25 protein-coding genes, 5 tRNA genes and 1 pseudogene are annotated in these 26,273 nt (G+C 42.3%); 8 read left to right on the top strand and 23 right to left on the bottom strand.

Annotated features, from left to right (window positions below):
• The first annotated feature begins 33 nt into the window (after positions 1-33).
• From J4N23_RS09945 to J4N23_RS09935, 3 genes are all read left to right on the top strand, one after another.
• Positions 34-630, top strand: coding sequence for a nucleotide exchange factor GrpE (locus tag J4N23_RS09945; protein WP_207426877.1), 597 nt, complete (start codon positions 34-36; stop codon positions 628-630).
• 80 nt (positions 631-710) lie between these two features.
• Positions 711-1,862, top strand: coding sequence for a molecular chaperone DnaJ (gene dnaJ, locus J4N23_RS09940; protein WP_207426876.1), 1,152 nt, complete (start codon positions 711-713; stop codon positions 1,860-1,862).
• Positions 1,863-2,364: 502 nt separating this feature from the next.
• A complete protein-coding gene (locus J4N23_RS09935) occupies positions 2,365-2,739 on the top strand; it encodes a response regulator (RefSeq protein ID WP_207426874.1) in 375 nt (124 codons plus the stop codon).
• On the opposite strand, the gene recO is transcribed toward J4N23_RS09935, so the two are convergent.
• From recO to J4N23_RS09920, 3 genes are all read right to left on the bottom strand, one after another.
• Complete coding sequence (recO, locus tag J4N23_RS09930) at positions 2,736-3,461, bottom strand: DNA repair protein RecO (protein WP_207426872.1); 726 nt, start codon at positions 3,459-3,461, stop codon at positions 2,736-2,738. The two genes, J4N23_RS09935 and recO, sit on opposite strands and share 4 nt — an antisense overlap.
• Positions 3,462-3,809 carry a diacylglycerol kinase family protein gene (locus J4N23_RS09925; protein ID WP_207426870.1) on the bottom strand — a complete coding sequence of 116 codons (348 nt, stop codon included), beginning with the start codon at positions 3,807-3,809 and terminating at the stop codon, positions 3,462-3,464. It abuts the gene before it with no gap.
• Positions 3,810-3,979: 170 nt separating this feature from the next.
• Positions 3,980-4,255 carry a hypothetical protein gene (locus J4N23_RS09920; protein ID WP_207426868.1) on the bottom strand — a complete coding sequence of 92 codons (276 nt, stop codon included), beginning with the start codon at positions 4,253-4,255 and terminating at the stop codon, positions 3,980-3,982.
• A gap of 184 nt (positions 4,256-4,439) precedes the next feature.
• Here J4N23_RS09920 and ileS point away from each other — a divergent pair, with 184 nt between their 5' ends.
• The 4 genes from ileS (at position 4,440) to J4N23_RS09900 (ending at position 10,284) form a co-directional block, all read left to right on the top strand.
• The gene (ileS, locus tag J4N23_RS09915; RefSeq protein WP_207426866.1) at positions 4,440-7,832 is read left to right on the top strand and encodes an isoleucine--tRNA ligase; all 3,393 of its coding nucleotides are present in this window, start codon (positions 4,440-4,442) and stop codon (positions 7,830-7,832) included.
• 2 nt (positions 7,833-7,834) lie between these two features.
• Positions 7,835-8,218, top strand: a complete 384-nt coding sequence (locus J4N23_RS09910) for a TraR/DksA C4-type zinc finger protein (RefSeq protein ID WP_207426861.1) — start codon at positions 7,835-7,837, stop codon at positions 8,216-8,218.
• Complete coding sequence (locus J4N23_RS09905; protein ID WP_207426859.1) at positions 8,218-8,868, top strand: lipoprotein signal peptidase; 651 nt, start codon at positions 8,218-8,220, stop codon at positions 8,866-8,868. Before J4N23_RS09910 ends, J4N23_RS09905 begins: the two co-directional genes overlap by 1 nt.
• Before the next feature lie 240 nt (positions 8,869-9,108).
• Positions 9,109-10,284: a hypothetical protein gene (locus J4N23_RS09900; protein WP_207426858.1), complete on the top strand. Its 1,176-nt coding sequence runs from the start codon at positions 9,109-9,111 to the stop codon at positions 10,282-10,284.
• Between the two features lies 1 nt (position 10,285).
• Here J4N23_RS09900 and J4N23_RS09895 read toward each other — a convergent pair whose 3' ends face one another.
• Positions 10,286-11,404 carry a Gfo/Idh/MocA family protein gene (locus J4N23_RS09895; RefSeq protein ID WP_207426856.1) on the bottom strand — a complete coding sequence of 373 codons (1,119 nt, stop codon included), beginning with the start codon at positions 11,402-11,404 and terminating at the stop codon, positions 10,286-10,288.
• A 96-nt stretch (positions 11,405-11,500) separates the two neighbouring features.
• On the opposite strand from J4N23_RS09895, the gene J4N23_RS09890 reads away from it, so the two are divergent.
• Entirely contained in the window at positions 11,501-12,202 is a 702-nt protein-coding gene (locus J4N23_RS09890) for an SIMPL domain-containing protein (RefSeq protein ID WP_207426855.1), read from the top strand.
• 93 nt (positions 12,203-12,295) lie between these two features.
• On the opposite strand, the gene J4N23_RS09885 is transcribed toward J4N23_RS09890, so the two are convergent.
• From J4N23_RS09885 to J4N23_RS09795, 19 genes and pseudogenes are all read right to left on the bottom strand, one after another.
• Positions 12,296-12,649 carry a response regulator gene (locus tag J4N23_RS09885; protein WP_370527257.1) on the bottom strand — a complete coding sequence of 118 codons (354 nt, stop codon included), beginning with the start codon at positions 12,647-12,649 and terminating at the stop codon, positions 12,296-12,298.
• A gap of 53 nt (positions 12,650-12,702) precedes the next feature.
• Positions 12,703-18,327 carry a PAS domain S-box protein gene (locus J4N23_RS09880; RefSeq protein WP_207426844.1) on the bottom strand — a complete coding sequence of 1,875 codons (5,625 nt, stop codon included), beginning with the start codon at positions 18,325-18,327 and terminating at the stop codon, positions 12,703-12,705.
• Positions 18,328-18,339: 12 nt separating this feature from the next.
• Entirely contained in the window at positions 18,340-19,854 is a 1,515-nt protein-coding gene (locus J4N23_RS09875) for a GAF domain-containing protein (protein ID WP_207426842.1), read from the bottom strand.
• Complete coding sequence (locus J4N23_RS09870; protein ID WP_207426838.1) at positions 19,847-20,410, bottom strand: biliverdin-producing heme oxygenase; 564 nt, start codon at positions 20,408-20,410, stop codon at positions 19,847-19,849. The genes J4N23_RS09875 and J4N23_RS09870 overlap by 8 nt, the downstream gene beginning before the upstream one ends.
• 91 nt (positions 20,411-20,501) lie before the next feature.
• Positions 20,502-20,732, bottom strand: coding sequence for a hypothetical protein (locus tag J4N23_RS09865; protein WP_207426836.1), 231 nt, complete (start codon positions 20,730-20,732; stop codon positions 20,502-20,504).
• A 541-nt stretch (positions 20,733-21,273) separates the two neighbouring features.
• On the bottom strand, positions 21,274-21,753 hold the full coding sequence (locus J4N23_RS09860; protein WP_207426834.1) for a DUF4112 domain-containing protein: 480 nt from the start codon (positions 21,751-21,753) through the stop codon (positions 21,274-21,276).
• A gap of 18 nt (positions 21,754-21,771) precedes the next feature.
• Positions 21,772-22,725 (bottom strand): CvpA family protein, encoded by a 954-nt coding sequence (locus tag J4N23_RS09855; RefSeq protein WP_207426832.1) that lies wholly within the window; start codon positions 22,723-22,725, stop codon positions 21,772-21,774.
• A gap of 196 nt (positions 22,726-22,921) precedes the next feature.
• Entirely contained in the window at positions 22,922-23,317 is a 396-nt protein-coding gene (locus J4N23_RS09850) for a response regulator (RefSeq protein ID WP_207426830.1), read from the bottom strand.
• Positions 23,318-23,423: 106 nt separating this feature from the next.
• Positions 23,424-23,567 (bottom strand): GIY-YIG nuclease family protein, encoded by a 144-nt coding sequence (locus J4N23_RS21245; protein WP_207426827.1) that lies wholly within the window; start codon positions 23,565-23,567, stop codon positions 23,424-23,426.
• Between the two features lie 55 nt (positions 23,568-23,622).
• Positions 23,623-23,691 (bottom strand) — tRNA-Ala (locus J4N23_RS09840).
• Between the two features lie 71 nt (positions 23,692-23,762).
• The gene (locus J4N23_RS21240) at positions 23,763-23,927 is read right to left on the bottom strand and encodes a GIY-YIG nuclease family protein (protein WP_207426825.1); all 165 of its coding nucleotides are present in this window, start codon (positions 23,925-23,927) and stop codon (positions 23,763-23,765) included.
• 55 nt (positions 23,928-23,982) lie between these two features.
• A tRNA-Ala gene (locus J4N23_RS09830) sits at positions 23,983-24,051 on the bottom strand.
• 98 nt (positions 24,052-24,149) lie between these two features.
• Complete coding sequence (locus J4N23_RS21235; RefSeq protein WP_207426822.1) at positions 24,150-24,287, bottom strand: GIY-YIG nuclease family protein; 138 nt, start codon at positions 24,285-24,287, stop codon at positions 24,150-24,152.
• Positions 24,288-24,342: 55 nt separating this feature from the next.
• Positions 24,343-24,411, bottom strand: a tRNA-Ala gene (locus J4N23_RS09820).
• Between the two features lie 36 nt (positions 24,412-24,447).
• Positions 24,448-24,648 (bottom strand): annotated as a pseudogene (locus J4N23_RS09815) (GIY-YIG nuclease family protein); the annotation flags it as partial.
• 55 nt (positions 24,649-24,703) lie between these two features.
• Positions 24,704-24,778: transfer RNA gene (locus J4N23_RS09810), tRNA-Val, on the bottom strand.
• Between the two features lie 46 nt (positions 24,779-24,824).
• Positions 24,825-24,899 (bottom strand) — tRNA-Val (locus J4N23_RS09805).
• 110 nt (positions 24,900-25,009) lie between these two features.
• Positions 25,010-25,522 (bottom strand): glutathione peroxidase, encoded by a 513-nt coding sequence (locus tag J4N23_RS09800; RefSeq protein ID WP_207426820.1) that lies wholly within the window; start codon positions 25,520-25,522, stop codon positions 25,010-25,012.
• 94 nt (positions 25,523-25,616) lie between these two features.
• On the bottom strand, positions 25,617-26,207 hold the full coding sequence (locus J4N23_RS09795; RefSeq protein ID WP_207426818.1) for a DUF4136 domain-containing protein: 591 nt from the start codon (positions 26,205-26,207) through the stop codon (positions 25,617-25,619).
• Between the last annotated feature and the right edge of the window lie 66 nt (positions 26,208-26,273).

The following is a 26,273-nucleotide window of genomic DNA, read 5'->3' as shown; positions in this document are numbered from 1 at the left end:
ATTGCCCTGAGCTTTTATTATAAATTTTCAGACATGTTGAAAAACAAGAAGAAAAACAACGAACAAAAAGAAAAATCGCCTGAAAATCAGGCCCAAGAAATTATGGAGAAGGATACAGAACAGATACAAGCGCAGGAGAATCAGGAACAAGCAACTGCTACAGACACTCAAGAGTCTGCATCTGCAGAAGACAAATTGCGTGCAGAATTGGCAGAAGCTAATGACAAGTATGTGCGATTGTATGCAGAGTTTGACAATTTTAAGAGGAGGACTACTAAAGAACGCGTTGAACTATTACAAACTGCGGGAAAAGAAGTTATTTTAAGTCTGCTGCCTGTACTTGATGACTTTGAGAGAGCATTGAAGTCGATGGAAACTGCTACAGACGTTCCGGCGGTTAAAGAAGGCATTACTTTAGTACAAAATAAGTTCAAAAATATACTGACACAAAAAGGCCTTAAAGAGATGGAATCAAAAGGAACTACTTTTGACGCCGATCTTCATGAGGCTATTACGAATATCCCTGCCCCATCAGAAGACCTAAAAGGAAAGGTTATTGATGAAGTAGAAAAGGGATATTATTTAAATGACAAGGTAATTCGCTTTGCAAAAGTTATAGTTGGAAACTAAAAGAAAAGTGCAGGTGGCGAAGCGTGGCAGCAGTTGCTGGCGAACAGCTTTCTTCTCTTGCAATTTTTTGCATTTATAAAATGGCTAAAAGAGATTATTACGACGTTCTGGGTGTTACAAAAGGTTCGAGTGCTGAAGAAATCAAAAAAGCATATCGTAAACTGGCAATAAAATACCATCCGGACAAGAATCCAGGGGACAAGGAAGCTGAAGAGAAATTCAAGGAGGCCGCCGAGGCCTACGAGATACTCAGCAATCCGGAGAAAAAACAGCGTTATGACCAGTTCGGCCATGCTGGAACTTCTGGTGCGGGCGGTTATGGTGGTGGCCATATGAATATGGAAGACATCTTCAGCCAGTTTGGAGATATTTTCGGTGGCGGAAGTCCTTTCGAAAGCTTTTTCGGTGGTGGTGGACAAAGCCGGGGTGGCCGGCGGGTAGCTAAGGGATCAAACCTTCGAATCAAGGTAAAACTTACGCTTGAAGAAATCGCGAAGGGCGCGGAGAAAAAAATAAAAGTTAATAAACAGGTAGTTTGTAATGTTTGTGATGGCAGTGGCGCTAAAGACCGGTCGTCATTCCATACATGTAATACCTGTGGTGGTACCGGCGCTGTAAGAAGGGTGACCAACACCATTCTTGGACAGATGCAAACTACGAGCACTTGTCCTACCTGTAATGGAGAAGGAACTCAAATCACCTCCAAATGTAATAACTGCCACGGAGATGGTGTGGTAAGAGGAGAAGAAACCATCAATATCAATATTCCGGCGGGCGTGAGCGAGGGAATGCAACTTTCCATGAGTGGTAAAGGAAATGCGGCCCCTCGTGGGGGAGTTCCCGGTGATTTAATCATCTTGATTGAAGAAGTCCCTCACGAGACCTTACAAAGAGAAGGAAACAACGTAGTTTACGATTTACATATCAGTTTTGTCGATGCCGCTCTTGGTTCAACTGTCGAAGTTCCTACCATCGATGGGAAAGCTAAGATTAAGATTGAACCGGGTACTCAGGGAGGCAAGATACTACGACTGAAGGGTAAGGGTGTACCAGAAGTGAACTCTTATCATCGCGGTGACCAGTTGGTGTACGTGAACATCTGGACACCGAAGGCTTTGTCGCGAGAAGAGCGGGATCTGCTTGAAAAGCTCCAAAATTCGCCCAATTTCAAGCCACAGCCAGGGAAACAGGAGAAAAGCTTCTTCGAACGAATGAAAGAATACTTTGAGTAAAATCAGGAAATAAATAAGGAAGTCGCGAAAGCGGCTTTTTTTATGCCACTCTTTCTGGCAGTGACAACGGCACAGATCTTAATTTGCAACCATTAATCATGGGAACTTTGCTAGACAAAAAAAAGCCCCTGATGGGCAGGAGCTTAAACTAACCAATTATAAACCTAAACTATAGAAAGGATTCTATGATGCAAAGGTAGTGTACTGATGACACCGAAGCAAAAATCGGGGGTAAAAATTTCTTGTGTGAAGACTAAGCAAAAGCTAACTATTAGTATATTAGCAGGTTCAAGGGCATGAAAAAAACAAAAAAACAAAACAAACAGAAAAAATAAGGGTTACTGCGTTGTTGCTGACGTTTCTCCTATTTCTTCAAATAGATTTCTCCGAAAAAGAAATGAAACATTCGAAAGAGAAAAGGCGTTCTACTTAAAAGGCGCCAAGATCTTCTGCAACGAAATAATGCCTTAAAAGAATTTTCACAAACGAAAAGGAACGAATAATGTCGAAGAGGATTCTAATATTTGACGACGATACGGATATTTTATCAATTTGCACTTATATTCTGGAAGAGCAAGGTTGGGAGGTTCAAACGTCCCCACATTGTAATAATATTCTGGAAACAGTCCGTGGCTTCATGCCAGATGTAATTTTAATGGACAACTGGATTCCCGATACGGGAGGGGTGATTGCTACGCAAACGATTAAAAAAGAAAATGACTTGAAAAGTATTCCAGTCATCTACTTTTCTGCAAATAATGACATTCAATCACTTGCGCAGCAGGCTGGTGCTGACACTTACCTGGAAAAACCATTCGATCTGAACGAGTTGGAAAGTGTGATTGAAAAGGTAGCAAGCAAAAAACAGACGGCTTAGCTCAAAATTTCTTCCAAAATTAAATGAGATTTTATTTCGGGAAATCCCTCGATATGAAGTTGAAAATACATAAGAATTTTTTCAAGTAAATGCTTTCTCTCCCGAGGAGGCATTTTTAATTTATCCAGAACCTCAAATCGGGTGGCTAGTAAGTCTGCGAAGTGTTTAGCCTGAGATCCGCTAAGGATAAACGAATGTGGGGGGTGCAAATTGGAGAAAACACCGTCTTTAAGATCAAAAAATTCGGAAGTTTCCTCATAAGACCTATCAGGATAAAATCCCAAATATTTGGTTAGTTGTACAAGAAAGTAAAGATGGAAATTCGCTAGTCCACTCTCGGTCCTATCTAAAAACTCAATGGCGTTGAAAAGATACTCAAACAGCCGTTCATCATCATAATGATGCCGGATCGACCTATATAACACTTCATTCAAAAAGAGCACCAGCGAGCTCTTGATTATATTATATGGAATCTCTTGAAATACCGGTTCATTTCTCAATTCACTTACCCTTTGGATATTCCCATTGGGCTTGTGATACACCACCATATGCAGGAGATGTAGAGGCTGAAGCATATTTAATCGGATTTTGGCTTTAGCCTTTTTCACACCGTTAATAAGGTAGGATTGTAGTCCGAATTTCTCAGTAAACACCTGCACTACTACACTGCTTTCAGAGTAGTCGGTGACTTTCAACACAATCCCACGGGTTTTTTCGAGCATCTATAACAAGTGAGGTAGGAAAACAAATAGTCCAATCACAAAAGCAAGGACCGCGGTAAGCAACACTGCGGCAGAAGCAAGGTCTTTGATGATTCCCGCTTTAGGATGAAAACCAGGAGAAACTAAATCGACTAACACCTCAAGCGCGGTATTGAAAAGCTCAGCGACGAGCACTAAACCCATTGCTGCTGAAATCCACAACCATTCAAAACGACTTAACCCTACTCCCCATCCAAGCAAAATCACTGCTAATCCCGCAAATGAGTGGAATTTCAAATTGATTTGGGTAGCAAAGGCGTAACGTACCCCTTGAAAGGCATATTTAAACCCTAATAAAAACTTCCGCATCCTGCTTTCTATTTATAACATGGAAATCCAAATTACGCAAAATTGGAAGTTATTTCGAGGTCCAATGAAAACACTTGAGAAAAATCGGAGTAAATATCGTCTATATCTTGCTAGTGTTTTTTAAGTTAGTTTATCTCTGTTTCAACCCCATAGTTTAAGGTCTCAGAACTTTAATGCATCCATGCATGCTTGCGCTTTCTGGCTTCCTTATCAAATCTGGCCTTCCGCTCTTTCTCCTCTGCTCTTTCTTCTATAAGTCCCTGCGCCTCTACCTTCCTAAATAAGCTGTAGAACGCAAATAGGAAGCCGAGACCAAAAAGAACTGTGCCTGCAACCATTGGCCAACCGTAGTGATCCAGACCTCTATCCTTCATCACATATCCCACAATATTAAACGCTATCCCGGCGATCAATAAAATAATCCCACGTTTTAAAAATCTGTTCATAACTTATCTATTGCTAAAACCAAGCCAAGGTTTTTATTGCTTGTTTCAACGTATAAAGATAGTAACTGCAACCTAGACCGTCCCAAAAAAAAGACACTTTGGACCTGAAAGACGAATAGAAAAGCCCGTTTTTTTAAGCACAAATCCGTAACTTTGCAAGCTTAAATTTGGAGATAAAATACTGATGTATAAAGAATATAAACAGCTTAATTTATCCGAGATAGGCAAAGAGGTATTAGAATATTGGAAGAACAATAACGTTTTCGAAAAAAGTATTTCAAACCGCCCTGCCTCCAAACCCTACACCTTTTACGAGGGGCCTCCGTCCGCTAATGGTATGCCCGGAATTCATCACGTGATGGCCCGTGCTATTAAAGATATCTTCTGCCGCTATAAAACGCAAAAGGGATACCGTGTGGAGCGAAAGGGAGGCTGGGATACCCACGGCCTGCCCATTGAACTGGCTGTAGAGAAAACACTGGGCATCACGAAGGAAGATATTGGAAAGAAGATTTCCGTTGAAGACTATAACGCCGCTTGTCGTCGCGAGGTGATGAAGTACACGGACATTTGGAACGACTTGACGGAAAAAATGGGATACTGGGTAGACCTGGAAAATCCATACATCACCTACGAAAATAAATATATAGAAACTCTTTGGTGGATCCTGAAAGAGCTATACAACAAAGGACTTCTATATAAAGGCTATACTATCCAGCCATATTCCCCAGCTGCAGGGACAGGGCTAAGTTCGCACGAACTAAACCAGCCGGGAACTTACCGTAACGTTAAAGATACCACCATTGTGGCTCAGTTTCATGTTAAAAGAGGGCAAGTTCATCCCCTGATGTCCCAGCTATTTCAGAATGAGGTTGAGGATACGGTTATTTTAGCCTGGACTACTACCCCATGGACGCTTCCCTCTAACAGTGCTTTGGCGGTGGGGAATAACATTGCCTACGTTAAGATCCGCACCTTTAATCAATACACGTTCGCGCCGGTCAGTGTAGTATTAGCGAAGGAACTGGTAGGGAAGTACTTTAAAAAGGAAGCTGAGAATGCTTCGTTTCAAGACTATAAAGCTGGCGACAAGTTGATTCCCTGGGAAGTAGCTGCGGAGTTTACAGGAGCTGAGCTTGTTGGACTGCGCTACCATCAACTTCTTCCATACGTGACTAATGAGGAGCTTGAGCAAACTGCGTTTCGGGTTATTCCAGGGGACTTCGTTACAACGGAAGACGGTACCGGTATCGTTCACATAGCCCCTACCTTTGGTGCCGACGACTTTAGAGCCGCTAAAGATGCGGGCGTTCCAGCTATCGTTGTGACCGACGAGTATGGCAAGCAGCAGCCGCTAGTTAACCGCCAGGGTAAGTTTGTAAAAGAGATCACCGACTTCGCCGACAAGTTTGTAAAGGAAGAATATTACTCTCCGGAAGAACGAAGTGCAACGGATTTCAAACCTACTGATGTGCTTATCGCGATTAAGCTAAAAGAAGAGAACAAAGCTTTTGATGTAAAAAAATACGAGCACAGCTATCCGCACTGCTGGCGTACAGACAGACCAGTACTTTATTATCCTCTGGACAGCTGGTTCATCAAGACAACAGCAGTAAAAGATCGGCTGGTTGAACTAAATAAAACAATCAATTGGAAGCCTGAAGCAACAGGAACCGGCCGTTTTGGCAACTGGCTGGAAAACCTCGTAGACTGGAATCTTTCGCGCTCGCGTTATTGGGGCACCCCTCTTCCGATCTGGAGAACAGAAGATGGCTCTGAAGAGATTTGTATCGGATCTGTTGAAGAGCTTAAAGAACGGCTTTTAGCAGCAGCCGATAGTGGACTGCTTGATCAGGAAGAGTTTGACAAGACGCAAGCTTTGATTCATCAGCTAACGGAAGGCACTTTCGATCTTCACCGGCCTTATGTAGATGATGTGATTTTGATATCTTCAAACGGGCAGAAGATGTTACGAGAACCGGACCTGATTGACGTTTGGTTTGATTCAGGTGCTATGCCGTACGCGCAGTGGCATTTTCCTTTTGAAAATAAAGATAAATTTGAAGTCGCCTATCCTGCTGATTTCATTGCAGAAGGTGTTGACCAAACCCGTGGATGGTTCTTCACGCTGCACGCTATCGCCGTAATGCTAAACGACTCGGTAGCTTTTAAAAACGTTGTTTCGAACGGGCTTGTGCTCGACAAGAACGGCAACAAAATGTCAAAACGGCTTGGAAATGCTGTAGATCCTTTCGAAACTATTGAAAAATACAGCGCTGATGCTACCCGCTGGTATATGATCAGCAATGCATCTCCATGGGATAATCTCAAGTTTAATATCGAAGGCCTGGATGAGGTTCGCCGTAAGTTCTTCGGAACCTTGTATAACACCTATGCTTTCTTTGCTCTCTACGCCAATATTGACGGCTTTAAATATCAGGAGGAGGAAATCCCGATTGGCGAAAGGCCTGAGATAGATCGATGGATTATTTCCCTTTTAAATACGCTTACCCAGGATGTCGATGGATTCTATGCCGACTTTGAGCCGACACGCGCAGCAAGGGCAATTCAAGAGTTTGTAGACGAACATTTGAGCAATTGGTACGTGCGTTTGTGTCGCAGGCGTTTTTGGAAAGGCGATTACACATCTGATAAAATCTCTGCTTATCAGACGCTATATACTTGTTTAGAGACAATTGCAAAGCTAATGTCGCCAATCGCCCCGTTCTTTAGTGAAACGCTGTTCCTTGATCTGAACGCGGCCACAGGAAAAGCAGGTGTCGAGTCTGTTCACCTGGCCGACTTTCCACCCTATCGTGAGGAGCTGGTTGACAAGGAGCTGGAAGAACGCATGGCATTGGCTCAGGATATCTCCTCTATGATTCTCTCCCTTAGAAAAAAAGTAGGAATCAATGTAAGGCAGCCTTTGAACAAAGTTCTGCTACCGGTACTGGATAGCACCTTCCAGGAGAAGATAGAGAAAGTGAAGGAACTGATCCTCTCGGAAACTAATATCAAGGATATTGAGTATATTAACGACACTTCTGGAATTATCAAGAAAAAGGTTAAGCCGAACTTCAAGGCATTAGGACCAAAAGCCGGCAAGCACATGAAAGACGTTGCTGCTTTCATTAACGCGTTGTCTCAGGAGCAGCTTGCTGCTTTTGAAAGCGAAGGTTTTATACATTTTGAAGGCAATGACTTTAGCCTGGATATTCCGGTAGAAGATGTAGAGATTATTGCAGAAGACGTCCCAGGATGGCAGGTAACCAATATTGGCAAACTAACTGTTGCTTTAGATGTTACCGTAACTAATGAATTAAAACAGGAGGGGATTTCACGAGAGTTGGTAAACCGCATCCAAAACCTTCGGAAAGATTTAGGCTTTGAAGTAACAGACAAAATCGCTGTAAGGGTAAGTAACCATGCTCACATATCCGAAGCCGTAAGAAATAATTTATCATATATTTGCGCCGAAATTTTGGCGGAGACCTTAGTGCTTGAAGACAACTTGTCAACAGGGGAAGAGGTTGAAATTGACGAACAAAATTTATTAATATCTATCACAAAAGCTTAAAGATGGAAAATAACGAGAAAACAAGGTACTCAGACGCGGAATTACAAGAATTTAAAGATATCATACTTGAGAAACTTCGTGTAGCTAAGGAAGAATTGGCTTCTTTGACGCAGTCGCTCAGTAACCCAAACCTGAACGGAACCGACGACACAGCAGGCACTTACAAAACTTTGGAAGACGGCTCTGCAACGCTGGAAAAAGAGCAAATAAATCAGCTGGCTGCGCGTCAGAAGAAATTTATTGAAAACCTCGAAGCAGCACTGGTACGCATAGAAAATAAAACTTACGGCATTTGCCGCGAAACGGGTAAGTTGATACAAAAAGAGCGTTTACGCGCTGTTCCTCATACTACCCTTAGCATGGAAGCGAAATTGAAGCAAAGCTAATGAAAGCTTATACCAAGCCTGTACTGGCCATTATTTTTGTTCTTTTAGCTGATCAGCTCCTTAAAGTCTGGGTTAAACTCAATATGACCTTGGGCCAGGAATTTAAAATTCTAGGGAATTGGTTTATCATCCACTTCACTGAAAATAACGGCATGGCGTTCGGAATGGAATTCGGCGGAGAAGCAGGCAAACTGGCGCTCACCCTGTTCCGCATAGCGGCTGTTGCTGTAATTGGTTATGGAGTAATTTACCTGGTTCAGAAAAAATACCACCGGGGACTTATTTTGAATGTAGCACTGATATTTGCCGGAGCGCTTGGTAATATCATCGACTCTACTTTTTATGGAATGATCTTTAGCGAGAGTACTTACTTCGAAGCAGCGAAAGCGTTCCCGGCAGAGGGGGGCTACTCCAGTATTTTCCATGGAAGAGTGGTAGATATGTTTTACTTTCCGATCATCCAGGGCACCTTCCCAACTTGGTTTCCAATCTGGGCCGGAGAGGAATTCATTTTCTTCAGGCCTGTTTTTAACATTGCTGATGCAGCTATTTCGATTGGTGTAATCTCTATTCTGATTTGGCAAAAACGCTACTTCAAAGAGGAAAAAGTAGAAGAAAGCTATCCGCACAGTGAAATTATTGAAGAGTAAGTTCAAGTTATACTGATACTATTCAAACCCGGGTTCGACAGAATGCCGGGTTTTCTTTTTTCCCTTCTCTCCCTTCATACTCAGCCACCAAAAAAAGTAACGGAGAACATGAATAAGTGATAGGTTTTAAGAAACAAGCTTGATAGATTTACGTTAAAATAGTATTAACGCTGTGTAACTAAATCGTTAAAAGTTTTCCGGGTGGTTGATTTGCTAAAGATATGGTTCATCTGTTTACTGATGATATTCAGCAGGGCAAGCTACGCAAGCACAGACAGCAGGATCATCAGTTTTGAATTTTACGAAGGCACGTTCAACTTCGAAGCAGACCAATCAATTTTCGTTGACGCTCCTCAGTTAGCATCAGCAGAGGCGGCAAAGCTTTTCTATTCTCAAATAGCAGTTAGCAAGTATCAGAAGGTGCTTGTTGCATTGAGCGATTATCGCGACAAGCATCAGCTGAACGATTGGCTGTTTTATCAGCTCATTCGAAAGACATCGCAACAACTAAGCCCAAAACAGGACAATTATTTCCGGTATACCTTATACAAGTGGTTCTTTTTAACTAAGTCCGGCTATGACGCGCGATTGGCACTTGCTAACGATAAAATAATCTTTTACGTGAAAAATGATGAAGATATTTCAGACATCCCTTTCTTTATGATCGGGGGCAAAAAGTACATGTGCCTGAACTACCATGATTATGGTCAGATTGACTTTAAGAAAGAAGTACCCTACCCGATCGACCTCCCTTGTCCTGAGGCCCGGCAAGCTTTTTCCTACAAGGTTACAAGAATGCCTGACTTTAAGCCTGAGGACTACGCTGAGAAAGATCTCAAATTCAACTATAAGCAGAAATCGTACTACTTTAAGGTGAAACTGAACCCGCAGATCCAGTCTATTTTTGCCAATTATCCTGTAGTTGATTTTGAGACTTATTTCAACATCCCCCTGAGCAAGGAAACATACGGCTCGTTAATTCCTCTTTTAAGGAAAACCACAGAAAAGATGAGCCAGAAAAAAGGCATCGACTATTTGATGAACTTCACTCGATATGCCTTTTTATACAAGGATGATGAGATGATTTTTGGTAAGGAAAAACGGCTAACGCCTGAACAAACGCTTTTTTCAGATTTTAGCGATTGTGATGACAGAGCGGCTCTGTTCTTTTATCTTGTAAAGGAAATCTACGATCTGCCGATGATTGCCCTTTTGTACCCATCTCATATCACCATAGCCGTTCAATTGAAGAAAGCACAGGGAACACCGATTCTATATAAAGGTAAGGAGTATTCTGTTTGCGAACCTACTCCTCAATTTCAGCAACTCCGGATAGGTCAGATTGCACAGAAATTCAGGAACGAACCTTATCAGGTGGTGTATCACTACGATCCCTCCAGCAAGCAGACTGAATAACCTAGACAATCTTCTCCTTTTTCCCGGACTTGATGCTTCTATAAATCGCATCGATCACTTTCATATCTCTCAGACCTTCTTCCCCGGGAACGCGGGTGGCTTTTCCCTTCAAAATACACTGAGCAAAATCGTCCATCTGCAGAGCCTGTTGATTCACCTGGGGAAAGCGCATTTCGCCCTTGCTTGTTCTACCTTCGATCCCGCTATAGCGATAAGCAGAGGGCAATTCAAAAAATCCTTGCTCAGCCACGGCCCGTAAATGATTTAAATTAGCATTATAGCTCGATTGTCCTTTTGAAATAGTCCCTGATGGAAACTCTAGTTCCCAAAATATAGTTTCATCTACTTCTCTAAACAGTTCCGGTTTAGTTTTCTCTTCACGGGCTAGCACTGAAACCGGCTCCTCTCCTGTAACATATCTCGCTCCCTGAATGGCATAAATTCCCATGTCCATAAGTCCTCCGCCCCCAGACATCTCCCTCTTCAAACGCCAGGAATTAGGGTTTCCGCCGTACACAAACCCATTGGCTGCATCAATGTTTCGTACCCGTCCGAAAACCTGCTTTTGCCCCAGGCGCATCATTTCCTGATTATGAGGTTCGAAATGCAGCCGATAACCTATGGAGAGCATCTTATTAGCCTTCTTACAAGCCTCAATCATTTCCTTACACTCACCCGAGTTTAAAGCCATCGGCTTTTCGCATATCACGTGTTTACCCGCCTTCGCCGCTCTGATGGTAAACTCTTTATGCATCGACACAGGTAGCACTACGTACACGATATCAATTTCCGGATTATTGGCTATGGTATCAAAGTTCTCGTAGTTATAGATGTTTTTCCTGGGAATGTTGTATTTAGTTGCCCAGATGTTTTCCTTGGCGGGCGTGCCAGTAACAATGCCTGCCAAATAGCAGTGTTCTGTTTCCTGCAAGGCGGGCGCTAGTTGTCCTGAGCTATAGCTTCCCAATCCAACCAAGGCTACTCCAAGCTTTTTTGCCTTTTTGCTCTGGGGACTTGATGCGCACGATGAAAAAGACAGCGAAGGACTTAGCGTGATAAGCCCCAAACCAAGGGTAAGGTTTCGAAGAAAATCTCTTCTTCCATTGTTACGTTCTTTCATACTCCTGCGTACTGTTTTTAAGCAACTTTTTATTTCAGAAAATGTTTATGGAATTCAAAACAGTTGTGCATCTTAAATTCACACACACTAGAAAATATGAAAAGATTTTTTTTCCTTGCTCTGCTTAGCTTGTTTTGCCTTTATTCAACGGCACAAACAGTGGATACCCGTAGAAAAATAGAAGTTTCAGGTACAGCAGAAGCTGAAGTTACACCGGACATTATTTTTGTTGGGATATCATTAAAAGAATATTACCGGGACGGTGCCTCTAAAAAGAAAGTAGATATTGAGACGATTGAGAAACAGCTACAAAGCGTGGTTCTTAGTGCCGGTATTCCAAAAGAAAATTTCACCATAAATAACATTGCGAGTTATAACTACAACTGGGAGAAAAAAAAGAACCCTGAATTTTTAGCCAGGAAGCAGTACAGATTGAAAGTGACCGACTTAAACAAGTTCAATCAGATTCTGAACTCCTTAGATCCCAAAGCAATTGAATACACGAATGTGGAAAGCTACGACTATTCACAAATTGAGACCCTAAAACGAGATTTGAAAATCAAAGCACTGCAGGCAGCGAAGGACAAAGCAAGCTACCTGGCGGCGGCGGTCAATGACCGGGTTGGAGCAGCGCTGGAGGTACAAGAAATCAATAATGAATTTTATCCGCAGCCGATGTATCGGGCAAATGTAGCAATGGCAGAAAGTAAAGCAGCCGACGCAGCGATGCCAGACATTGACTTCAAGAAGATCAAGCTTAACTACCAAATGCGAGCCGTATTCGAACTGACTAAATAATCCTAATAAGAGTCCATATATATGTAACGAAAGCCACTTTTACAGTGGCTTTTGTCATTTATATCTACATGAACTTCAACGCTCTATTTGCTACTAAGAAAATTTAGAAAGAATGGTTTCCAGGTAGTCCAAATCAAAGGGTTTCGCCAGGTATGCATCAGCACCTGCTTCTTCAGCAAGCTGAGCAATATTATTATTTGCGGAAAAATAAATTACCGGGATAGAACTTAGTGCAGGGTCACTTTTTAAAGTTTGCGTAGCCTTCACCCCGCCCGCCTCTGGTATCCAGTTATCCATCAATACCACATTGGGCCTATGCGCTGCTACAACTTTAGTTACATGCTTGCATGTTGTTTGCGTATACACCTCCCAACCCTTCTCTTGCAGCAGATACGTCAATATTTCGAGGATATCGGTATCATCATCAAAAATCACTATACGCTTCATGCACATCAAAGCTAGGAGATCTTTCCTACTTGTGCAATAAATTAATTATTAATTCATTGCCCCTGGAACAATGATGGAACAATTGGAAGAGAAAACCAGAAGGTTGAGCCTTTTCCTTCCTCACTGATTACCCCTACTTCTCCGTTGTGTCTTTTGATAATTTCTGAAGAGATGAATAATCCCAGTCCAAGACCAGAAAACTTCTGTGACGACTCTTGAACCCGGAAGAAGCGATCAAAAACAAAGTTTATTTTATCTTTTGGAATACCAATACCAAAATCTGTTATCGATATTTTCACCTTATCATTTTCACACTCAACCTTTAGTACTACCGTGTCAGCGTCGGGAGAGTATTTAATTGCATTAGAAAGAAAGTTAACGAGTACTTGCTCCAGTCGATTTTTATCAGCCTGGATGGTTATCCCCTTGTCCCCTTCTACAATTATTCTGTGTTTTGACCCATTGTTGTGAAGTTCTTCTACGCAGTCGTTGATTGCTTCATCGATGTTAAAAGTTGTTTTCTGAAACTGCAGCTTTCCAGCTTGTATCTTGGTGACGTCTAGCAGATCTTCAACCAAAGCTGTTAGTTTATTTACCTGCTTATTAGCTTTCTCAATAAACGTCTGAATCTTCTCAACCTCTACTTTCCTGCTCGACAGGCGCTCCGCGATTTGCAGATTGGCCTTCATGCTCGTGATTGGCGTTTTCAACTCATGACTGGCAATACTCATGAACTCATCCTTCTTATGCATCAACAGCTTCATTGCCTGCTGGGCAAGCTCCTGTTCCGTAATGTCGGTCAAACTTCCGATGTATCCCTCAAAGGTCGGACTTGAAACCGGGTTTGCCTGAGCCAGTACCCAATGGTACTCGCCCCTGGTATTTCTCAACCTGAACTTTGATTGATAACTGGAGCGCTTGTTGAAGCACTTCATGAACTTACTATACTCGTTGTCGCTTTCGGAGGGGTGAAATGCAGCTGACCATCCCAGGCCCATACTGTCATCGTATGAGAGCCCGGTGAAAGTAATCCACTGTTTATTTACGTAGTTGCAAACCCCTTCACTATTTACCTTCCAAATCATGAAGGGCGATTGATCCGCCAGCTGCCGGAAATAATCCTCACTCTGACGAAGTGCGTCTTCTATATTTTTTTGGTCGTGGATGTCGGTACTCGACCCCACCCATAACATAACTTTACCGTTCTCATCCTTTTGAGGAATACAGCGACTTAAATGCCAGCGATATTCACCGTCCGCACGCCGGATTCGACGTTCTATCTCGAAATTGATTCCCTTCTCAATAGATTGCTTCCATAGAAACAAGTTTTGCTCCAGATCATCCGGATGAATTACACTCATCCAATTCCAACCGATTAGTTCATCCAGTTTTTTGCCTGTGTAGTCGAGCCAAACCTGATTAAAATAATCTCCACTACCATCAGCAGCGGCTGTCCATATTTTTTGAGGAAGTGCGTTGGTAAGGAATCGGAAGCGCTCGCTACTTTTCTCGATCTCCTTATTAGCCATGATCATATCAGTGACATCAAAAGCAAAAGAGGCCACGCCATCTACCTTGCCCTCGACATCAAAAACGGGCTGATAAATAAAGTCAAACCACGCATCTTCTAGCGTACCATCGCGTTTTTTGTCTAATTGCACACGATACGCTTTCGCCCTGAAGGGCTTCCCAGTTTTGTAGACTTCTGAGATGATTTGGTCTCCCTCCCCTTCATTGATTTTGAATTCCTCCCTCAGCTCCTTCCCGGATTTACCTTGATAATTGATTGTGCCAAAGTATTCGGTTACTGCCTTGTTAACAAAATCCATCCGCAACTCCGGCCCTCGTCGGATGGTAATCAAGGCGGGTGCCTCCAAGAAGATGCTCTTAAACTCCTCCTGTTGTTTATCGATTATCTTCTTCAGCTCCAGTTCTTTCTTTTCCGCTTCCTTTTTCTCGGTGATGTCAATGATATATGTTACAGCCATTGCATCAGACTCACTGATAGAAGCGGCTCCAAGCAATACATTGATGCGGCTGCCATCCTTCCTTAGGTACTCATTTTCAAAGGGAGGAACAATTCCCGTTTCTCTAAGTTGCTGAGAAGCCCAGGCATTCCTTTCTTTAGATTCAAGAGGAGTTAGGTTATCCCAAACGAGAGATCCTCCAAGTATATCCTCTCTCGAGTAGCCCGACATTTTCAGGAATGCATCGTTCGCATTAATAATAACGCTTTCACTGTTAGTGAACACCATGCCGATCATGTTCGACTCAAAGACCTTCCTGAACTTACTCTCACTATCAATCAGCTTTTGTTCAGCTTTTTTTAGTTGAGTAATATCCAACATCGAGCCTAACATCCGGTGAGGAGTGCGGTATTCATCCTGCAAAATGTATCCCCGATCAAGGATATTCGCGTAAGTGCCGTCAGCCTTCTCAAACCGGTACTCGGCATTCCATTGTGTGCCGCCTTCGTTTATTACCTGATATATGCTGTTTCTTACCCTTTCTCTGTCATCCGGGTGGATCTTGTCAAATTTGAAAGATGTCCGAGAAGTTTCCGCAAGGTTGTTAAAACCAAAAAGAGTTACGAAACTATCGCTCCACCAGATGTTATTGTCAATAAAATTCCAGTCCCAAATGGCGTCGTTTGTGGCGTTAGATACTAGCCTGAAGCGCTCTTCGCTGAGCGATAGTTCCTTGGTTCGTTCGGCTACTTTGTCCTCCAGCTGCAAATTCAACCTCTTAAGGTTTTCTCTCGCAGTGATAAGTTCATTATAATTAGTACGTAGCTTCTGCTCGGCTGCCCTCTTTTCTGAAATATCTGTATACGTAGCAACAAAACCATCCATCATTTTTACCGCGACAACCTCATACCATTTTCCTGAGCCATCCTCTAAGACAAATTCGGTATGCAGTGGTTTCTCCGTACTTACCACTTGTACGTACTTGTCGAACATCCCAACTGAGTTTAGTGTAGACATTTGGGAGAAGAGCTTTCCGACTAAATCATTCCCATAACTTCTAAGAAGGTCATTACTTGCGTAATTACAAGTAAGAAGGGAGAAATCTTCAATCTTATTATCTAAAGACCTCAGTGACTTAAACGCTACTATTGCACTTAAACTGGAGTTGAAAACAGCGTTGATGATATTGTTAAGATTGGTCGTAGCAGAAATATCGACAAAGGTAACAATGGCGCCATCGGATTTCTTGTCTTGCCGTAAATATGGCATGATGCGCATTAGGCAACGACTATCATTATAAAGCACCACCTCTCTTTCAACAGTGTTATCTGTCCTGATCACATGCTCAATATCCTTCAATAGAAAGTCATACCGAATATTGGTAGACAGATGTTCAATTGGACGTCCGATGTCGGAATCGATCAGATTGATCATTCTGACTGCAGCAGAGTTGAACTTGCGGATGCGCAGATCGGCATCCAGAAATATCTGGCCGATATCCGTACTCCTGAAAAAATTGTTCAGATCATCGTTCAACTCGATGAGCTCTTTAATTTTGAGCTGGTGCTCTGTATTTAAGGTATGCAGCTCCTCGTTTAGCGATTGAAGCTCTTCATTACTCGACTGCAGTTCCTCATTAGCAGATAAAAGCTCTTCATTGCTGGATTGCAACTCCTCATTGGTTGTCTCCAAACCTTCAATAGCCATTTGAAGATTTGAGCGCGTCTCATTCAGCTCAGCTTCAAGCTCCGCCAGATATTCATTCTGCTCTTCTGAAGATAGAATATCAGCGTCGTCTTTGATCTTCAACTGACTGTGGGTATTCTCACCCAGAACGATGAGCGTATACGGCTTGCCATCTAAGGGTTGAGCAGGGCGAACGGAAATACTTAAGAACAGCTCTATGTCACTTTGCTTCACCCGTACGCTCTTCAAAAATACTTTTGCATTCTCCTTCCAGCACTTTCTGACGGCAGTATTAAGGGCAATAGAAAGTTCCTGAGGAACCATCTTTAAGATATTCAGATTGAGCCGCTTTTCAGGAAGTGAAAGGAAACGATTGAAGTTTCCTACAGCCTCCTTTATCTCATAATTTCCGTCGATATAGAAACAGACGTAGCCGAAATCCTCAGCAAGGGAAGTAGCGAAATCGTCCACGAGCATATTGCTGTCCTTATTTTCAACCTTAGCAAGAGGACTTTGATACCGGGTTACCGGTCGTTTTGATTCTAATTGCCGATAAAAATCCTGAGGAGGGGTTCTGTTTTTTCCGATTCTCCGATAAATCTTCCACTTACTGTTAACCTCATCTACCCCATCGCGGATTGTGCCCGCTGTTTCGCTAGAACCGAGGAACAAATACCCTCCCACATGTAATGAAAAATGCAGCGTGTTCATCACTTTTTGCTGTAACACACTATTCATATAAATGAGCATGTTACGACAACTGATCAAATCATTTTTGATGAAAGGCGGATCCTTTATGACGTTGTGCTTCGCAAAAACAATCTGCTTGCGAATACGGGGAATTACCGAATAAAATTTCCCTTCTTTAATGAAGTACTTATTCAGAATCTGTTCATCGATATCTTTTGCTATAGATAAAGGATATTGATTTCTTGCAGCAAATGAGATATTGCTCTCATCTATGTCAGTCGCAAAAATCTTCACATCCATCAGCATTCGGTGCTTCTGCAAGTACTGATCAATCAGGATCGCGATAGAATAGGCTTCCTCTCCCGTGCTGCAAGCGCAAACCCAAACTTTAATAAAGTCCTCGCTCTGTTTGCTACTTACGATGGAGGGTAACACATCATTGTAAAGGCTATCAAAAGCTGGCTGATCCCGAAAAAAACGCGTCACACCAATTAGAAAGTCTTTACTTAGTCTTTTTAGTTCTTCAGGATTACTTTTCAAAAGGTCCACGTAATCGGGGAGCTTTTGCACGCCACGCTGCCCCATACGCTTTGCAATGCGGCGAATGATGGTAGGCGTTTTATAATAGTGAAAATCGTATCCGTAACTAGTATGAATAAGAGAAAAAATATCCTCAAGCAGACGATCATCAACCTTACCCTTATTTAAAATATGCACCGGGTTCTGCTTTGTATAGTGATAAATCTCCTCCGGCATCAACTCAGGAGGCAGGATAAAATCGGCGTTCCCTGAAATGATAGCACTATTTGGCATGCCATCGAATTTTGCTGTAACCGGGTCCTGAACAATCACCATCCCTCCCTCATTTTTTATCGCCTCAATACCCTTCGTGCCATCTGTTCCTGTTCCCGAGAGTATTACAGCAATGGCTTTGTTCTTCTTTTCCCGAGCCAGCGTACGGAGGAAGTGATCAATGGCTGTATTGGGAACTTTCTCCTGGACTTTCTCAACCAGATGAAGCTTACCGTGATGAACGGTCATCAGCTTTTTGTTTGGAATTACATAAACACACTCCTTCTGCAGGGTCATTTTGTCGCCAGCCTCATACACCTTCATGTGCGTATGTTTTGAAACGAGTTCGACCAGGAGACTTTTATAATCAGGGGATAAGTGTTGAATAACTACGAAAGAAATATTAGAGTTTGATGGCATGTTGTCAAAAAACTCGTGAATAGCTTCAAGGCCGCCAGCAGAGGCGCCTATAGCAACGATATAATGATCAAGCTTTCCAGCTAATGAAACATTAGCTGATCCCTCGTCCACAATTTCCTCCATAATGAATGCTACCTAGTTGTTAATGTGCCTGGCAGAATATTCAAATATAAAACTTCTTAAACTCTCTGCAATTTCAAGCTGCTCCTGCAACCAGGGTAATGAAGTTTGTTTTACTGTCTCCTGCCATAATTTAAATGAATTTCTCGGATGGTATTGCTTACCATCCTCTTCAAAATTGATTGCATCTTCAGGGTTTCCTCCCCAGTTAACCGTTGTTAGCGCTTCCTTCCGAAAGGCTATAATGTAATGGCCTTTTTCCGAATCTATTGGAATCGACAAGATCCCGCTCCCAAGCTCTACAAAATCAATAGCTGGATCGTATGCGGATACCAGGTTGTCATCGCCGTAAATCTTATTGTAACTTTTGTTCTGCAGCCAGTAAATCAAGGCTTCTAACTGATCTTTGGATGGAACTTCTCCGGCGGAAATTACTTCACCACGCCGAGTGATCACAACTCCATCGGCGTCAAGTAATTCTTTTACGGACAGGTCCTCCCCCATCAATCCCTTCACCAAGCTATTTGAGGAATAAACACGATCAATCAAACTGTTTCGCTGGCTTTGCAACCGTGCTTTAAATTCAAAAGCTTCCTTATTAAGTATGGAGGTAACTTTTGATGAGATAAAATTGGAAAGCAACTCGAAGACAGAGCACATTTCGTAATTGAGATACATTGGTTCGCGGTGATGACAGGAGATCAGTCCCCATAGCTGCTCGTTTCTGATTACGCGAATCGACATAGATGCTTTTATGCCCATATTGTGCATGTATTCCAGATGCACTCCCGGGACGCTTCTTAAGTTACAATCACTCAAGTCAATAAAAGTGTGAGTAAGTGGATTTATCACTGGAAAAATCCGTACAGGAGCGTACTCACGGTCAGGAATAAGTCGATAAGGGTTTCTAAGATAAAGCGCTCGTGCTTGTTTTGGGATATCAGAAGCAGGAAATTTCAGGCCAAGATAAGGCTCCATGTCCTCCTCCCGCACCTCGGATATCACTGTTCCATTCCAGTCCTCATCAAATTGATACATCAACACCCGATCAAAACCCGCTAGTCGCTTCAATGCATCCACTATCACATCACTTGCATCCTTTACAGATGAGACTTGATTGATGTCGGCAAGTGCAAATTTAAAATCTTGAAATGCGTCCAAAAAGAGTCGTCTTTCGCCACTTTTTTCTAATTCAATCACTATGTATTCTGTTTTGGAATGAACAATGGCGACATAGTCCCCTACCAACCCTGTTTGCAGGGAAACGGCAACCGGTACCTTCTCAACGTTCTCTGAAATCACCCGTTCCCGCAATTTGTCGACAGTAGCCGGTGCTAAATAAGTACCTATCTCCGTGCCTACTACAGCTTTTACTTGTTTACCAAAAACTTCCTCTATGTTTTCACTCGCTTGCACAATGGATAATGACTGTCTGTCTAGTACCAGAAGGTAGCCATAAGATTGTATCTGGTTAATTTGATGCAGAGGGAGACTTCCGCAAAATTCAGAATCAAATTTACTTCTATGCATTACTAATCAACCATTTTTTAAATTCCACAAAAGTGTTCTCTGCAACCTGCACTACCTCTGAGTGGTTGGAAACTTCAATGCTGCCGTCTAAGACAGACTTAAATTCATCCCACATCTTTGCTGTATGCTCACCATAGCCCTCAAAAAAAGTCATCCCCTTTGAAGTTAAGCCCAGTTTGGTTTTCAGCATGCCGGATATAATCTGACCACCAAGGGTAGAACCCTCGATCACGTATAATGCTCCAAGTGCCTGGTATTTATTACTTATTTCGGGAAGATGCGGTGATAAAGAGAGGTTATCAACACTACAATTTAAGGACTTGATGTCTTCTATAAGAGAGCTAGCCTTTCGACGGATATGAAAGTCTGGAAGTAACTGAACATCTACAAACTGCTCTATTTGAAATTCTAAGGGAGCGATAAAGCCGTAAAATTTTCGGAGGATGAGATAATAATCCGAAATTGAAGTAAGACTTTTAAGGTCTTGTATTAAAACTTTCTCAAGTTGCTGATGAGATTCTAGTGTATATTCTTTGAGCTTATAAGTTAAAGTCATTTGTACCAATTGCAGCAGCTAAGGTAAGAATACTAGCAAAAGACATTGCTAGATTTCTGGCGGCAGAGCCATAGCACCTCTGCCTTTTTTTCTATATCCGATACCGCAGGGAAATCGAATTGCCAATAGCCTGCACTAACTCCTTCACAATTGGAGCACTGTCTTCTTTCTGACTCCAGCCCCTATCGTCTTTGCATAAAGTTACAGTAGCGCCTCCCTGCAAGAGTACCTGCGACTCCACTGTACGATTAATCTGATTTAGTTTAATTAATTGGTAATGAAAATTTGAGCCTGCTAGATTTATTGTAAAAACCTGTCCCATATCTATTTAGCTTAATAAAAACACAACAATCGCTCATCCCCCCTTGTTTGCTCTGCCCTAATAAAACTTCCAGGAGAAAAAGAAACCCTCCGAACTGATCGAAGGGCCGCTTAACCTCAAAATACAAGCATTATTTCCGTGTTCGCTTTTACTAAAAGGATCTATCCGAGTCTATCTTGTTTCCAAAATAAAGGCTTCTCAGAGCTAAGACTATAACAAGAAATCTTCTGCTAAGTTTTACAAGTCTAAATGGAATAAAATGGGGTTAGAACTAATGGACATCACAAGAAAGGCATCATAAGAAGCAAAGCCAGTGGAAAAACTACTCGACGGCCTCAGCTCTAATACCTTTTCCTTTAGCTTTCTTTACCGAAACCTTAATTTTTTGATGAACATGCCCTTTTTTCCTGCAAGTAACAATTTCATTACACCTAAACTTGAAACCAGCAAAAGCTGCGGGAATTACTGTAGTGACTGCTCCAAGGACGATCGATACTTCTACACCGCAAGATTGTAAAAGCAAAAACGCGACCGGATGCACCTAAAACCAAGTAAAAACCCACTGTATAAGCTTCCACAAAGCAAATAGCAGCAACACAAATAAAACCAGCAGAAAAATTGAAACTCCGATAAGTATCCCCTTGCCACTACCCTGATGTTTACCTTCATAGTAATGCTCACGCAGCAATCGAATGTTTCTTGAATTAGCCTTATAGAAAAAGTCGAAGATTTGTCCAATAATTGGAATAGCACCGATGGTGGCATCGAGCACGATATTAACTGCCATCAAGGCGACAATTCTACTACTTGCACCATTTTTCGCCATGGTTAATACCAAAGCCGCTGAGATCACGAAGCCAGACACGTCACCCAGGAAAGGCACGAGGTTCATAATAGGATCGAGTCCGAACCTAAATCGGGTTCCTGGAATCCGAAACTGTTCATCAAGAAGGTAAGAGAGTTTTTCGACCCACTTTAAACGTGGACTTGAACCTGCTGGTAGTTCTCTGTGGTATGTCATGCTGGGGTATAAACAAATTTAATTCCGAAAGTTTTGTGTCACCATTAATCCGTATATACCCCCATCAAGAATTCCAATACCTACTCTTCCAAACGACTTGTGTAAGATGTTAGCCCGGTGGCCGGGAGAATTCATTAGACCGGTGTGCGCTAACTTTAGGGTTTGAGCAAGTGCTAAGTTTTCACCTGCTGTAATAAATCTTACTTTTGCGGCCCTGATCCGATCAAAAGGATCTTTTTCTTCTGGCGTATAATGAGAGAAATAACCCCGCTCAAACATATCTGCCGAATGCTTCACTGCTACATGTCTCAGCTCCGGATCTGCCTGCAATGGCCTCAACCCCTCCTTTTGCCGTTCCTCGTTGATCAACTCCAGCATCTCTTTTTCGAGCTCCGGTCTTTCCTTATAGTTTTTTACTGTAAATCCTAGCTTAATAAACTTCTCTGAACCTGGGGCTACAGTGAGCTTGTTCATTCGCATTCTCACCTCTTCGCCCAGAGAGGGCACTATTTTCTCTTCGACCTTTGAAAATTGCTCGGCGAATTTCTGGGCGAATAAACTTTCCTGGGCGGAGGTGGATAGTCCTTGGGAAAAGGGTAATAGTAAGAAAATAGCGGAGGCAAGGGCTGCATAAACGAGCCCGTTTACTGCCCCTGGAACAAACCCGAGGATTCTGTTGGCCGGCTTTTCATGATACTCTGTCGGTATTCGATGTAGAAATTGATCAATTAGCAAGGCGGCAATCAAGCGGACAATAACGATAGTTACTAGAAAAGCTATTAAAACAGACCACAGGCCTGAACTCACAAACCGCGACATGAAAACGGATACCTTAGGATAGAGCAGAAAACAGAGCACCAAGGTACCTACCCAGGTAATAAGCTCAATTAACCCTAAAATAAATCCTTTCCTGTAGCCCGAGTAAATCGCAATAAATAGAATAAGCAGAAGTATGATGTCTACGATGTTCATGGGCACGTGTTTATGTGATCAACAATAGCAAGATAGAGGTGTTTGCCTTTCCGGCGATAACAGGTTGAAGGCCGCGGCAACAGTGTTAAATAATGTTAATTCCCTTTTTGAACCGCTTGGTAAACCTATATTTGTTGCAGTTTATAATTGGTTAGTAAAAGGCTTTCATCCTCCCCGTTTGAAAGCCTTTTTGATTTCATATTACCTGCTCCATAATCTCGCTAAATATCTTTATAGAGATCGGCTTCGGAAACAAACCTTTCAAGCAGGAATATTTCTCCAGACTTATCCAATCACTTTCCTCTAAGGAAGAACTGATCATATAGATACTTGTCTTAATTTTTGCATTGCTGGAAAACGCTTCACAAAAAGCGTCTACAAACTGCCAGCCGGTCATTTCCGGCATGTCCCGATCAATTAAAATAAGATCAGGAAGGGATTGAGAGACAAAAAAGGCTTCTGTTATATCAAGAAGTGCATTGATGGGACTTTGATAAAATGAATATCCACTGGAAATACCGTGCGTGTTTAGCACTCTCTCCGTTAGCTTATGCTGGATAGGATCATCGTCAATTACTAAGATGTGAAACATAAGAGGCGTTTAGATTATCTAGTAGAAGTTATAGTTAACATTTTGAATGACAAATAGTTTAGGCAGACTTAAAAGTTATACTCGGATATGCTCTATAGACCCAGGCTTAGGTCGATCTCCAATCCATCGCCTTTCCCGTGAAGCCATGGTGCCGGGTATGATGTTTTTTTAGTCGGTCGCAGAGATTTGCTGTAGATCCAATGTAGTATTTATTGCGCACAGCAGAGTAGAGAACATATACAGTGTACATAAACGTGGCTCAGGTCGATCACAAAACAAAAAAGAGATCTGATGATCTCTTTCCGTGGAGGCTACTGGATTCGAACCAGTGACCCTCCCGACTGCAGGTCGGGATGCTCTGAACCAGCTGAGCTGCTAATAAGTTTCTAATAACTCGTCTGCTTTTCCAGCTCTTCATCTCCCTTTCTCTCTTTATAGCAGAAGACTAGTCCGGTAATAATTCCCAATATTTCAACTCCCAATTCATCGCCTTTCCCGTGAAGCCATGGTGCCGGGTATTATGTTTTTTTAATCGGTCGCAGAGATTTGCTATAGATCCTATGTAGTATTTATTGCGGACAGCAGAGTAGAGAATATATACAGTGTACATAAACGTGGCTTAGGTCGATCACAAAACAAAAAAGAGATCTGATGATCTCTTTCCGTGGAGGCTACTGGATTCGAACCAGTGACCCTCCCGACTGCAGGTCGGGATGCTCTGAACCAGCTGAGCTGCTAATAAGCTTCTCAATAACTCGTCTGCTTTTCCAGCTCTTCATCTCCCTTTCTCTCTTTAAAGCAGAAGAGTGGTCCGGTAATAATTCCCAATATTTCAACTCCCAATCCATCGCCTTTCCCGTGAAGCCATGGTGCGGGTATTATGTTTTTTTAGTCGGTCGCAGAGATTTGCTGTAGATCCAATGTAGTATTTATTGCGCCCAGCAGAGTAGAGAACATATACAGTGTACATAAACGTGGCTCAGGTCGATCACAAAACAAAAAAGAGATCTGATGATCTCTTTCCGTGGAGGCTACTGGATTCGAACCAGTGACCCTCCCGACTGCAGGTCGGGATGCTCTGAACCAGCTGAGCTTCTAATAAGCTTCTCAATAACTCGTCTGCTTTTCCAGCTCTTCATCTCCCTTTCCCTCTTCAAAGCAGAAGAGTGGTCCGGTAATAATTCCCAATATTTCAACTCCCAATCCATCGCCTTTCCCGTGAAGCCACGGTGCCGGGTGTTATGTTTTTTTAGTCGGTCGCAGAGATTTACTGTAGATCCAATGTAGTATTTATTGCGCACAGCAGAGTAGAGAATATATACAGTGTACATAAACGTGGCTTAGGTCGATCACAAAACAAAAAAGAGATCTGATGATCTCTTTCCGTGGAGGCTACTGGATTCGAACCAGTGACCCTCTGCTTGTAAGGCAGATGCTCTGAACCAGCTGAGCTAAGCCTCCTAATATTAAATGTCTTAAAAAATTGTTTCCGTTTCCGGGAACTTTGTGGAGGCTACTGGATTCGAACCAGTGACCCTCTGCTTGTAAGGCAGATGCTCTGAACCAGCTGAGCTAAGCCTCCTTTTCCTTCCTGGGTAATTGCTAAAGCTATCCTCCCGTTTGGGACTGCAAATATAGAAGTAGAAACTCTCTCTCCAAAATAAAATTTCAAAAAAGTTTCAAATATCTTTATTACAGATGTTTAGTTATTTCCGGAGACAGGGGCTTCACAGCGGAGCGGTACCTGCGAATCAAGTTTCCGTTCTCATCTATTAGAAACTTCTCAAAGTTCCATTTTATATCCCCCGTAAAATCGGGATTTGCAGCCGCTGTAAGAAACTTAAATAATTCGGCCGTATCCTCTCCTTTAACACTCACCTTCTCGGCGAGTGGAAAAGTGACTCCATAATTCTTTTTACAAAACTCCTTTATGGTTAAATTTGCTCCCGGCTCCTGACCCCCAAAATTATTCGCTGGAAAGCCAATTACCACCAGCTTTCCCTTGTATTGCTGCGAAAGCTTCTCAAGTTCTGCGTATTGCGGGGTATAACCGCATTTCGATGCTGTATTCACAATTAGCAACTTTTTACCTTTATACTTCTGCAGGCTGAGGTTTTTACCGTCTATGGTCTTTATTTTGAAGTCGTAAACTGTCTTTGGAGGAGCCACAAAGAGAGTTAGAAAAAGAAATACCAATATTTTCATAGCTTATTTTTCTGCAATTTACCAATTCATTTTAACAAAAAAGCCGCTGCAAACAATTCTGCAGCGGCGCTCACTCAAAAAAACAAAACAAAACTTATGACGGCATTTTGCCGATAATTTTAGAAATGACCTTGGGAAGATCATTCACGGCCTTGGATAGGTTGCTAACCTCTCCTTTGGCCACTCCCCTCCAAACCACCTTGGAGGTACGCCTGTCGATCAGGTCAATCACAATGTTACCCTCTTCAAACTCTACCTTTCGTTGTTCTGACCCAACATACACCGGAAACGAACGAACATACTGGTAATAGTAAACGGGAACACCTCTGTAGTAGCCCCTTACCGGAACGAAGCCCGAAGGTCGCTGATAATAAACAGGCTCGCTGATCACGCGGGACTTATTGTCAACCACGGCAGTATACCGAATTAATAAATCAGGTTGTTTGTTATTTAACTTTAGTCCTTTAGAATTTAGTGCAGCGTTTGCCGACTCAATGATATTCTCTTCAGCTATATCATTATTATAATAATCTTCCAGTTTTGATTCGTTCCCACGAACCCAGGCATAAGTTGAGTACTTGTTCAGATCCAACTTATTACTGCCTACTGAATAGAAATTATAAGAAGAACAGGAAGACAATATCCAGGTGACAAACAGCATACCCAGCATCATCTTTCTCATCATTTATCCCTTCTTTAATCTGTTTGTATCTTAATAACGCAGGTATTATTAAATCAACACGCTGTTATA

This window comes from Pedobacter sp. SYSU D00535, from assembly GCF_017355855.1.
Taxonomy (GTDB): Bacteria; Bacteroidota; Bacteroidia; order Sphingobacteriales; family Sphingobacteriaceae; genus Desertivirga.
This window is presented reverse-complemented; position numbering and strand designations above follow the sequence as displayed.